This window comes from Gammaproteobacteria bacterium (genome assembly GCA_013816845.1).
Lineage (GTDB): Bacteria > Pseudomonadota > Gammaproteobacteria > DSM-16500 > DSM-16500 > Aquicella.
This window is the reverse complement of the sequence record JACDDU010000007.1, coordinates 39,610-51,378: the sequence shown is the minus strand read 5'-3', so window position 1 is coordinate 51,378 and position 11,769 is coordinate 39,610. Positions and strand designations below refer to the sequence as shown.

The 11,769-nt window shown below is 40.9% G+C and carries 10 protein-coding genes and 1 tRNA gene; 3 read left to right on the top strand and 8 right to left on the bottom strand.

Features of this window, described 5'->3' with window-relative positions:
• The first annotated feature begins 32 nt into the window (after positions 1–32).
• Positions 33–914 carry a hypothetical protein gene (locus H0W64_11940; protein ID MBA3662433.1) on the top strand — a complete coding sequence of 294 codons (882 nt, stop codon included), beginning with the start codon at positions 33–35 and terminating at the stop codon, positions 912–914.
• Here the strand turns inward: H0W64_11940 and H0W64_11935 are convergent.
• Positions 894–2,282 (bottom strand): hypothetical protein, encoded by a 1,389-nt coding sequence (locus tag H0W64_11935; protein MBA3662432.1) that lies wholly within the window; start codon positions 2,280–2,282, stop codon positions 894–896. The genes H0W64_11940 and H0W64_11935 overlap by 21 nt on opposite strands.
• Positions 2,283–2,395: 113 nt before the next feature.
• Here H0W64_11935 and H0W64_11930 point away from each other — a divergent pair, with 113 nt between their 5' ends.
• The gene (locus H0W64_11930; GenBank protein MBA3662431.1) at positions 2,396–3,274 is read left to right on the top strand and encodes a Kdo hydroxylase family protein; all 879 of its coding nucleotides are present in this window, start codon (positions 2,396–2,398) and stop codon (positions 3,272–3,274) included.
• Between the two features lie 56 nt (positions 3,275–3,330).
• On the opposite strand, the gene H0W64_11925 is transcribed toward H0W64_11930, so the two are convergent.
• From H0W64_11925 to H0W64_11895, 7 genes are all read right to left on the bottom strand, one after another.
• Complete coding sequence (locus tag H0W64_11925; protein MBA3662430.1) at positions 3,331–4,014, bottom strand: class I SAM-dependent methyltransferase; 684 nt, start codon at positions 4,012–4,014, stop codon at positions 3,331–3,333.
• 134 nt (positions 4,015–4,148) lie between these two features.
• Positions 4,149–5,066: a tRNA pseudouridine(55) synthase TruB gene (gene truB, locus H0W64_11920; GenBank protein MBA3662429.1), complete on the bottom strand. Its 918-nt coding sequence runs from the start codon at positions 5,064–5,066 to the stop codon at positions 4,149–4,151.
• A 39-nt stretch (positions 5,067–5,105) separates the two neighbouring features.
• Positions 5,106–5,471, bottom strand: coding sequence for a 30S ribosome-binding factor RbfA (rbfA, locus tag H0W64_11915; protein ID MBA3662428.1), 366 nt, complete (start codon positions 5,469–5,471; stop codon positions 5,106–5,108).
• Positions 5,471–8,005 carry a translation initiation factor IF-2 gene (gene infB, locus H0W64_11910; GenBank protein ID MBA3662427.1) on the bottom strand — a complete coding sequence of 845 codons (2,535 nt, stop codon included), beginning with the start codon at positions 8,003–8,005 and terminating at the stop codon, positions 5,471–5,473. The genes rbfA and infB overlap by 1 nt, the downstream gene beginning before the upstream one ends.
• A 71-nt stretch (positions 8,006–8,076) precedes the next feature.
• Entirely contained in the window at positions 8,077–9,621 is a 1,545-nt protein-coding gene (nusA, locus tag H0W64_11905) for a transcription termination/antitermination protein NusA (GenBank protein MBA3662426.1), read from the bottom strand.
• A gap of 149 nt (positions 9,622–9,770) precedes the next feature.
• Positions 9,771–10,238 (bottom strand): ribosome maturation factor RimP, encoded by a 468-nt coding sequence (rimP, locus tag H0W64_11900; GenBank protein MBA3662425.1) that lies wholly within the window; start codon positions 10,236–10,238, stop codon positions 9,771–9,773.
• 188 nt (positions 10,239–10,426) lie between these two features.
• Positions 10,427–10,503 (bottom strand) — tRNA-Met (locus tag H0W64_11895).
• A 130-nt stretch (positions 10,504–10,633) separates the two neighbouring features.
• Here H0W64_11895 and H0W64_11890 point away from each other — a divergent pair.
• Positions 10,634–11,719, top strand: a complete 1,086-nt coding sequence (locus tag H0W64_11890; protein MBA3662424.1) for an FUSC family protein — start codon at positions 10,634–10,636, stop codon at positions 11,717–11,719.
• Positions 11,720–11,769: the final 50 nt, after the last annotated feature.

Sequence of the window (11,769 nt, the reverse complement as noted above, 5' to 3'; positions counted from 1 at the left end):
TGACATGTTGAAATTATAAATAGGATAAACCATTGGCTAAAATCACCTTTTCTACATTACGCTGGTATCGATTTAGTTATGCCAATGCCTTAAGTTTTCTTATCCACTATAGCGGGCTGATGATAAGCCTACAAAGCCCACAAGTTTTACCCATCTCACTTGCTGCAGGCACCGCCTGCGCTTTAACCATGATGCGAGGCTTACGCATTTTACCAGGCATCATGCTCGGAACATTTTGCGCTTTTAATTTTTCTACGCTTCCTCATGCACCGAGCTTGTTAGCCACAGCTTACTACTGTTTATTGCCGCTCAGTGTGCTTTCTTTATCTTATCAATTTTTCAATCCGATTCTTTTATTTAATAACACCCAGCAATTTTTAAAATGGTTAAGCGCCGTAGCTCTTATCATTGCGGCATTAAGTGGGCTTTATATCATACTGCAACATCCTCATGCGCTTTTCCCTTTTCGCCTTTGGGTTTTAACCGGCTTAGGAAGCCTCTCTGGTCTTTTGGTTTTTTCTTTAGGCATCACGATTTGGGATGCGTATTTCCCCATGTCTTCTGAATTGACGCGGCAAGATTATCACATGCTTGGTTCAGCTGCGTGTCTTTGTGCATTTTTAACGATACTTTTACTTATGATTGAATCCTCAACTACCCTATTGATTTTAAGCTTAAGTCTTACGATGATCATTCTAACCTTAACTTATAGCTATTCGTTTCTAGGGCTTGCCATTGGAACTATGACCCCCGCATTGACTATTAACTTTATGGATTATTTAGAATCAAATTTTTTCCTGCATGCAATGCCAAAACAATTAATCATGCTACAGCTCGGTATGATAAGCCTCGTCGTTATCGCAACGAGTTTCGCATTGTATCAACACCAAAAGTTAGCGTACCAAACGAATTGAGTGAGCCTCCCAGCTATTTGGCTCATTCTTTGGCGGCTGAGGTTGCCAAAGTGTGCTGATTTGATGGTTAATTATGGGGCTCATGGGCGTACGAAAATCCAGCATAGCAAGCTCATTACTCAGCTGAAATAGTGATTTTTCATCCCTGCATTTTTCTAGTAAATCTTTATTTTCGTACAATTGATTTAACAATCCCGTCAGGATTTGACGGTTAAATTTCCAACTGTGGTCAGACTTTTGGCTTAATCCAAAAATTAACTGCATGACTTTTTCATATTGTCTAACGTGATATCTTGTCTGAGGATCGGACTCTAGCAATTGGCGCATCTGAAGGGCGCATTCATTATCTGTATCCTCAAAAATAATTAATTCAATTGCCCGTACTGAAGAAACTTTCATCGATGTTGTATCATCATTTTGAACCGCCAAATGAACCAAGCTTGTCTTGGCTAAGTTGGGTTCTATTTCTTGCAATTTATTAAAGAAAGTTTTCTCTAATGCCACTTGCCAAGATCGTAATTCTAAAATCATTAAATGAATAAGGGATTTTGAATATTTTACTTTGAACGAATCTAAATTTTTTTTTAAAGAAATTTTAGCTGCATCTAAAGCTTCCTGCTCTTTACTGAGTAATGCACGTTTTTTTTGTGCCGCTAATTCATAAAATTTCGGCACACCCAATTTTTCTCTTTTGTAGAGTAAATATTTTCGGAACGCTTCTTTATCTTGATCCAAAGATTTCTGCTTTTCTTCCCATTTGCAGCTTGCACTATTGTCTTGCGCAGCTTTGATCTGTTGCGTACACTTTTCACTTTCCCGACTTAATGCTGCAATTTTTTCATTAATGGCTTTATATTCAGGAATGAGTTTTGCAATCCGAGTTTCCACCCCAGCATCTAGTTGCGCAAAACGCTTGTTGATATCACTTTTTTCAAATTTTTTTGCCATCATGACTTCAGCAATTTTTCTGATAGGTTCAATGGTATTAAGCCGTATAAAATCCAATCCTCCTCCTGTCTTTTCCAAAAAGCTAACAATGTAAAATACTTTTGCAATGTCAACGAAGGCTAACGCTTCGGGATCACTAGGAAGTTTTTTATTTAATTCGTCCAATAATTGGTCCATGCCAACATCGTCGGGGTTGGGCGTGCGTTCCTGCAGTGTTGCAATAATTTCTTTTTCTTGATTGGCACAATAGGAAATCAAATTTTTGATGGAAGGGGGAAAAGCGGCCAGTAATTTTGTCTGCAACTGCTTACCCTCGATCGGTGCAAGCGTAAGACGTACTCTCCATAACTCTGCTTGAAAGAAAGCCCGCGCGAGATCTTCTTTGGAGATTTCATTGATGAGTCTTATGACAGGATTCATACCGCTTCCTCATATTTGTCTAATTTTAATTCCAACTTATTCGTGGGATTGTTATTCTTACCATAAGAACGGTAGAATGTTGTTCTTTTCAGGGATTAATAACATAGACTCTTATGACGTTACAAACGTTTTCAACTCATCACTGGGACGCCAACTTTAATCAATCATCACAGCATATGGCGATGAATAGTTTAGAGAGTGGACAAATCCTTTTCTTGCCCCATTTAGCTTTCAACATAAACGAATCCGAATGTCGATTCCTTTCACCAGAATATGTGGATCCGCATGCAAAAAATATTAGTTTTCATGCCCTGCAAAATAAATTATGGGGTGTGCAACATTTGTCTGACCCCCAGCACATTCAGCTCAAGCAAATGCTCGGTCGTTTTGCTCAAAATGCACTTAAATTAATACAAGAATTGCTGCCCCGGTATGCAGAAGAAATGATCATGGCACGCACTAGTTTTCGGCCGGTAGAAATCAGTAATCGAAAAACATCTTATCGTAAGGATGATAAACGGCTACACATTGATGCTTTTCCCTCTGCACCTAATCAGGGAAAACGAATTTTACGCGTCTTTACTAATATAAATCCCGATCGGGTCGATCGTGTTTGGCGAGTTGGCGAATCTTTTGAACGTGTAGCGCAACAGTTTTTACCTAAAATTAAAAAACCTATTCCAGGTTGTGCAACAACATTACGTTTCTTGAAAATTACTAAAAGTTTTCGCACGCCTTATGATCATTACATGTTGCATATGCACGATAAAATGAAAGCCGATGAAGCCTACCAACAACGTGCCCAACAGCAAACGATCCGCTTTCCGACGGGGAGCACATGGATTGTCCAAACGGATCAAGTATCCCATGCTGCAATGTTAGGACAGCATGTTTTGGAGCAAACTTTTTATTTACCCATTTCAGCCATGCAAGATGAAAATCGCTCACCTTTGCGCATTTTAGAAAAAATGTTGCAACAACGATTGGTTTGATTTTTAAAAAAATCTAGCTAGGGTCGTATAACATCCCTAGCTATCTTTTATTCTATTCATTTGCTTAACTTCAAATACGTTTGCGGAGAGAATAAATAACGAGGATAGAAAACCGCCTGAACTTTCAAACCACTTGCTTCAACATCTTTTTTAAATACGGAAAAAGGGATGGGTACACGATCCAAGGGTTTTCTGCGTCGGACAAAATTAAGTAATCGACGCCACTGAGCTCCCAGAGAGTGACTATTAAAAAATGAAACGATAATTGGCCCATCCGTGACACGGCTAAGTTCTTTCAAAGCACGCTGCCTCAATGCCGACGTACCATAATGATGGAATAAACGATTACAGACAGTCGCGCCAAAACTTCGATCAGCATGGGTTATAGCCATTACATCTTGTTGTTCGAAACTAAGAGTATGCTTTAATTCGGGGATAAACAGTGGCTGTTGCTTTGCATATTTAATCATATGCTGGGAATAATCAGCACCGACCACGCGAAAGCCAAGGTTCTTAATAAAAAACGTCAACCGCCCTGTGCCGCAAGGGAGATCAAGAACTAACGTGTTTTTAGGAAGATCAGCAAGTGCCTTTTGAATACAAACTTGTTCTTGTTTACCTTTCCGACTTGTTAAATGACGCTTGCTATAAATCTTTGCAGCATGATCAGTATCAAATCGCACCTTACAATCTTCGTAAGTGAATTCTGTTAAATCCGTAACATTTCGAGCATTATTCACCTTAACTCTTCCTGAACTAAGTTGATGGAATATAATTTGGGAAGCCCAAGGTAACAAGAACTTGAGTTTGAGATCAAGCTTTTCCTTAGAACTCTAAATTATTGCGTTAGATCAAAATCGCTATCCTAAAATACTTATTTTCCTGCAACCAGTCGATGCGGTTTAATGCGCCCGTCTGCCAATATTTCGCCTACGCCAATAAAATCATCATGATCTGTATAGAGCCGGATTAAAGGTGCAGGATAAGGCACATTAGCACGAACCGCTTGTCCCTGACGTAAATAAAAAGCCGTTGCTGCATTTATTTTTAGCGCAGGATAACCCTGTACCGCGGATTCCAAAGGAAGTAAGTAATGCCGTAACTTTTCATAGCCGTCTTTTTCACAAACGGATTCAAGCGTTTCCATGGTAACCATGGGTTTATTTTCATAAGGCGTGACAGCTAATCGACGCAGATTAAGAACTGAGCCTACTGTGCCCGCAGCTTTGCAAATATCTTCAACCAAGGTGCGAACATAAGTTCCTTTACTGCAATGCACGGTAAAGTGAAAACGTTCTTGAGTGAATGCATCCAGGGTAAGCGAATAGATTTGAATACGTCTTGTTTTACGCTCGATCTCAACACCCTTACGCGCGTAAGTATAAAGGGGTTTGCCTTGATGTTTAATCGCAGAAAACATGGGTGGCATTTGTTCAATACTGCCGATAAATGTACTAAGACACGCTTCAAGTTTTGCTTGGGTAAGATGAGATGTCGGGGCTTGTGCAATGACTTCTCCTTCACTATCACCCGTGCTCGTTTGAATTCCTAATCCCGCTTCGACCAAATAAGTTTTATTCGAATCTAATAAAAATTGCGAAAACTTGGTAGCTTCTCCAAAACAAATAGGCAACATTCCCGTCGCAAGCGGATCTAAACTACCCGTATGTCCGGCCTTTTTAGCGGCAAATAAACGTTTAATCCGCTGCAATGCTGCATTGGATGAATACGTAAGGGGTTTATCAAGCAATAAAATGCCATGAATAGAAAAGCGGGGTAAGGAATGCTGCATATCGCCTACAGTTCGGTATGTTACGAAGTTATTATAATTTTATTTTTGCTTTTTCATCGCAGAATCAATCAAGCCTGAGATATGAAAACCGCGCGCGGTTGATTCGTCATAGACAAATTTCAATTCCGGCATAATACGCAGTTTGATCATATGCGCTAAATTGTAACGTAAAGGTTTTGCAGCTTGATTTAATGAAATGATCACTTCTTTTATTTTTTGCGGATCATCCATCAGCACACTGACATACACTTTTGCCGTGGAAAGGTCGCGCGCTAAACTCAAACCAGTAATGGTCACTAAATGAAAACGCTCATCACTCATGTCCGTTATCAACATTTGTGCAAGCGTTTTTTGCATCAAATCAGCAATACGCTGCGTGCGATCAAAACCGCGACCACGTTTCATTAAATTTCTCTTTGTATTTCTATTTTTTCAAAAACTTCTATTTGATCGCCAGATTTAATGTCATTGTAATTCTTAACGGCAATACCACATTCCATACCGGCACGCACGTCAGAAACATCTTCTTTAAAGCGACGTAAGGATTCCAGTGTTCCCTCAAATACCACAATATTATCCCGTAAAACTCGAATCGGGAAATTTCGTTTTACATGACCTTCAGTTACCATGCAGCCAGCAATAGCGCCGGTCTTGGATGAACGAAAGACTTCGCGAACTTGAGCAAGACCCACCATCCGCTCCTGAATCTCGGGCGCGAGCGCACCTTGCATGGCTTTTTTAACTTCATTAATTACATCGTAAATAATGTTGTAATAATGAACGTCAATACCGCTACCTTCCATTAATTTTCGTGCTTCAGCATTGGCGCGGACATTGAACGCGATGATAATAGCATTCGAAGCGATAGCTAAATTGACATCGCTTTCATTAATACCACCAATTCCACTGGAAATAATGAGTACTTTAACTTCGGACGTTGAAAGGTCTGTTAAGGCTTTGCGTAATGCTTCGACGGAACCTTGCACATCAGTTTTCAGTACGAAATTTAAGGTTGTAGCCGTTTTCTCGGCTTCAATACGTTGCAGCAAGTCTTCTAATTTTGGTGCTTGTCTGGCTAACTTTGCTTCACGTGATTTAATTTGTCTAAAAGCTGCAACTTCGCGAGCACGTTTTTCATCGGGTACAACCGTGAAATCATCACCTGCTTGCGGCATCCCTGATAAACCTAAAATTTCAACTGGAATAGAAGGACCTGCAGAATCAATCGGTTTACCTGTTTCATCTGATAGAGCACGAATTCGACCGTACTCGACACCGGCTAAAATAATATCGCTTTTACGCAATGTACCTTGCTGGATTAAAACACTCATCACCGCACCTCGACCTCGGTCTAAGCGGGATTCGATAACGACACCGCGCGCTGGACAGTCGATGACAGCTTTCAATTCTAAGATTTCTGCTTGAACTAAAACTGAATCTAATAAATTATCAACACCCATACCGGTTTTTGCAGAGATGGGAACAAACATCGTATCACCGCCCCATTCTTCAGGAATCAAACCGTATTTTGAAATTTCAGTTTTAACGCGATCCGGATCGATGCCTTGCTTATCCATTTTATTAACAGCAATCACGATTGGTACATTTGCCGCTTTCGCATGCTCAATGGCTTCAATCGTTTGAGGCATGACACCATCGTCAGCTGCCACGACTAGAATGACGATATCTGTTAACTTGGCACCGCGTGCACGCATCGCAGTAAAGGCAGCATGGCCAGGAGTATCTAGAAAGGTGATAGTGCCCTTGGGTGTTTGCACATGATATGCACCGATATGCTGAGTAATACCACCCGCTTCTGAGGCAGCAACTTTCGTCGTGCGGATATAATCAAGTAAAGTTGTTTTGCCATGATCAACATGACCCATGATGGTAATAACAGGCGGACGTGGACCCGCAATACCTTCTACAGCTAATGATTTTTCTAATTCTTCTTCAATCACATCTGAACTCACTAACTTAGGCTTGTGGCCTAATTCTTCTACTACGAGTACTGCGGTTTCTTGATCAATCGCTTGATTGATCGTGGCAATAATACCCATCTTCATCATCGTCTTGATTACTTCATTTGCTTTCACAGACATGCGCTGTGAAAGTTCTGCAAGTGTAATGGATTCAGGAATAATAACTTCATGCACCATGGGCGCAGTTGGGCGGGTAAAAGCTTGAACTTTGACTTTCATTGCGCCAAAGCGACCGCGCGCTGATTTCCGCGTGGATATCGATGAATCTTCATCTACTTGACTCAACACGCGACTTAAATCGGCACCGCGCGCCAGTAAGGATTCAAAATTTCGATCTGGGTTACGTGAGGTATCGCGCGTCTTTTTCTTTTTACGTGCACGATCCACTTCATTTGTTTCTTCAACTCCGCCAACTCTGGGCTTTTCTTTCTTTTTAAGATTTGCCTTTGCAGCGATTTCTTCAGCAGTCTCAACCGGCGCTTTAACTTCTTCCGGTGCATAAACAGCATCTTCTGCAGGCTTCTCTTGCACTTCCGCCGTTGCGAGAGCTCCTTCCACGGCTACGGGCGCCTCAGCGACTGCGTCATCGGCAACCGCAGTAACGGGTGCAATTGCAGTTTCAACAAAGCCTTCGTCTTTTTTATCGATAGGTTCTTCAGGAACCTCTTCTTCCACGACAGCACGTTTAACATAGGTTCGTTTTTTGCGAACTTGAATGCTAACGGTTGTGCCACCTGTTTTAATTTCACTGGTTTTAGCGCGACGGAGAACAATTTTTTCAGGTGCAGTATCTTGTTTCGCACCATGGTGGTCTTGTAAATACCGCAATAACATTTGTTTCTGATCTTCACTAACCAAGGCTTGTTCATTCAACATACGAATGCCAGCTTGTTTAAATTGATCAAGCAATTTTCCTGCTGTTATGCCAATTTCATTTGCAAATTGAATAACAGTCACGCCTTGTTTTTCTGATTCACTTACCGATTTTTTTACCACGTAACCCTTGCCTCCAAGTCGGAAATAATAATTTATTTCCCTTCTTCAAACGCATCATCAAACCATATTTTACGCGCAGTCATGATTAAAGTAGCTGCTTTTTGTTCGTCTATTTCTCCGATTTCCAACAAATCATCAACGGATTGTTCAGCTAAATTTTCTCGTGTCACGATACCATTATTAGCTAATACATAGGCAGTATGCTTATCCATGCCTTCCATGTTAATTAAGTCTTCCGCGGGCTCTACTGCTAAAGCTTGTTCTTCCGCAATGGCTTGCGTTAAGAGGGCCGCTTTTGCACGATCTCGCAAAGTACTAACAATTGATTCATCAAATCCTTCAATTTCTTGCAACTCTTGTAAAGGAATATAGGCAATTTCTTCTAAAGAAGAAAAACCTTCCTCAACTAAAATTTCAGCAACACCTGCGTCAATATTTAATTTTTCTTCAAACAATTTCTGTACCTTGCCACCTTCTTCAGCCGACTTCTTTTGCGCTTCTTCTTCGGTCATGACATTCAATGTCCAACCTGTAAGCTCACTTGCTAAACGCACATTTTGACCGTGTCGACCGATGGCTTGAGAGAGTTGATCTGCCTTCACCGCGATGTCCATCGTATGGGTGTCTTCATCAACCACAATAGCCGCAACTTCAGCGGGTGACATTGCATTAATGACGAGTTGCGCGGGATTATCATCCCATAACACAATATCAATACGCTCACCGCCAAGTTCCCCCGAAACGGCTTGCACGCGTGAACCACGCATTCCGACACAAGCACCAATCGGATCAATACGACCATCGTTGGTTTTAACTGCAATTTTAGCACGCGCACCAGGATCTCTCGCTGCTGCTTTCACTTCAATCAATTCTTCGCCGATTTCAGGCACTTCAATTTTAAATAATTCTGAAAGCATTTGAGGACGGGTGCGACTGATAAGAATTTGTGGGCTTTTGCCCCCTTCAGCATGAATATCGTAGAGATAAGCACGAACGCGATCGCCAATGCGAACTGCTTCATGCGGAATCATTTCGTTACGCGATAGAAAAGCTTCTGCGTTACTACCAAGGTCAAGAATAATAAAATCCCGCGTCACTTTTTTGACTGTGCCCATAATAAGTTGACCAATCTTTTCTTTATACGCATTAACAATTTGGGCTCGCTCAGCTTCTAAAACTTTTTGAATGATGACTTGCTTAGCTTTTTGCGCTGCGATACGACCAAATTCTACTGACTCCATGGGTTCAATAATATATTCGCCCGCTGTAATATCAGGATTTTTATTTTTCGCTTCACTTAAGGGAATAGTTGTTTCACGGCTAAAGTTTTCTTCACCCGTTTCATCGGCTGTCATTGCCGCATCTTCTACCGCGAGCCATCGCCTAACGGTCGCATAATCGCCAGTCTTTCGATTGATTTCTACTTTGACGTCGATATCTTCATCCGCTTTTTTTTTCGTTGCGGTTTCAAGCGCTGCTTCAATGGCTTGAAAAATAACTTCTCTATCCACACCTTTTTCGTTGGATACAGCCTCAACTACTAATAAGATCTCTTTATTCGTCACGGGCGACCTCATCTAGTTTGATTGCTTCAGCAATCTGAAGATAAACGGATTCCTCTTAAATAAGATATAAACCGCCATGTCTACATCACTTGCGCATGGCGAGGAAATCTGGCCGTTTTCTCTTAAGTTAAAAAAATTAAACCGCTTTAATAACCCTATGGTTACCAGCGGACGTCTCCAATCACATTGGCTTTGTCAATTTCAGTAAAAGGAATTTGAACAGGTTCTTCCTCACCTTCTACCAAAAGATAAATAGTGTCATTTTCTATACGTTGTAATATACCTTTGAATTGCCTTCGATTCCCAATTGATCTTGATAATTTTATCTTAATTCGACTGCCAATGAATTTCAGAAATTGATCAAGTTCAAATAAAGGCCGGTCAAGGCCTGGAGAGGAAACCTCTAGGTTATACCGTCCATTAATAGGGTCTTCTGCATCGAGCATGGCACTCACTTGATGGCTGACTTTCGAGCAATCATCAACAGTTACCCCGCCCGGGCTATCAATATAAAGACGAAAAACCGTACTGCCCCTTTGCGGAATCAGTTCTACCCCAAGCAAATCATAGCCCATTGCGGTTAGCAAAGTGCTGAGCTTCGTTTGTAATTCGTGGTTAATTTTTCTCATCTTTACCCTTTGGGTTAGCAAAGGCGTTATGGTGTTTCAACGATTTGGCTCAACCGCCTAACTATTACTTAACTTCACATATGAAAAATGGGCCTGTAGCCCATCCTAAATAAAAAACCCCAGAAGGGGTTTTTTTTATTTTAATCCCTCATTCATCTTGAGAGATGCATCACTTTAAGATGCTTAATTGGTAGCGGGGGCAGGATTTGAACCTACGACCTTCGGGTTATGAGCCCGACGAGCTACCAGACTGCTCCACCCCGCAATAAAGGTCGCTATGATATTAAATATTTACCTAAGCAGCAAGCAATAACCTTCTATATTGTTAAATAACTTAAAATAATCTCAGCCAGTGTGGTATTTTTTAAGATTGCAGGGGAAAAAGGAATCGCACTTTGCAATTCAAATGGTTTGATATTGAACGGATTATACACAGCACCAAGACAGCTATAGCTGTGCTGCTAGGCATTTTGCTGGTTAAATTCATCAGCTTACCCAACGATCAGTGGGTTGTCATTACCATCATTGTGGTCATGTGTGGACAGATTTATGTGGGCAGTGTACTTAAAAGATCTTACCTTCGATTTTTAGGCACGCTCATCGGTTGTTTATTCGCGATTATCACTATTTTAACCACACAGGATAGTTTACCGAGTATTATTCTGACGATCGCACTTTCTTCCTTTCTCTTTAGTTACCTTGCCACGAGTAACGAAAATTTTGTCTATGCGGGAACGTTAGGTGCTGTTACCACCGCCATTATTTTACTCGGTCCCATTCATACGGTTACTTTTGCTGTTCAGCGACTGGGAGAAATCAGTGCGGGAATTTTAATTGCGGCACTCGTATCGCAATTCATTTTACCCATCCATGCAAAAACGCATCTCAAACGCTCCCAAGCTAAAGTTTTATCACAACTTAAAGCTTATTACATTGCCTGTATGATTACGCATGACGTCGATTTTGCGGCAAATTATTATGAAGACTTAGATGAAAATATTATTAAATCACTCACCAAACAACGTCAGTTAGCTAAAGAAGCTGTCAGTGAACCTTTCGGCATGAGTTATGATCGCAAGCGTTTTATGCAATCGCTTTATTGTGAAAAAGAAATTTTACGTGCTATTGATTTTATGCACTATACCGTGAGTCATATTAAAAATATTGCTTACTTTACGCATGAACTCACAACGATTGCCAATTTTAATACCCTCGTAATCCAAAACTTTGATTTACTGATCAAACAAATTGAAGTGGATGTGGTCACCGAAGAACCTCTGCATTTACCCTCCTTGCATTTGCTAACAAATGAATTTAACGAAACCCGGACCGGCCTTTCTCCAAAAGATTCTATTTATATCGATGGTTTCCTGTGCGCAGCAGAAATTTTAACCGACTGTCTTAAACAATTAGCAAAAGCCTCGCACTTAACCATCCACGAAGAATCCGTTTCCCCAGCATTGCCAAACGCCCACAACTAGTTCAAAATTTTTCTTTTTCTCACCTGCTGCGCTTTAAGAATACAAATCGG

Coding starts and splice junctions, on each gene's coding strand:
- H0W64_11935 (MBA3662432.1), bottom strand. CDS start 2,282: ATGAATCCTGTCATAAGACTCATCAATGAAATCTCCAAAGAAGATCTC.
- H0W64_11930 (MBA3662431.1), top strand. CDS start 2,396: ATGACGTTACAAACGTTTTCAACTCATCACTGGGACGCCAACTTTAAT.
- truB (MBA3662429.1), bottom strand. CDS start 5,066: ATGCAGCATTCCTTACCCCGCTTTTCTATTCATGGCATTTTATTGCTT.
- rbfA (MBA3662428.1), bottom strand. CDS start 5,471: ATGAAACGTGGTCGCGGTTTTGATCGCACGCAGCGTATTGCTGATTTG.
- nusA (MBA3662426.1), bottom strand. CDS start 9,621: ATGAGGTCGCCCGTGACGAATAAAGAGATCTTATTAGTAGTTGAGGCT.
- rimP (MBA3662425.1), bottom strand. CDS start 10,238: ATGAGAAAAATTAACCACGAATTACAAACGAAGCTCAGCACTTTGCTA.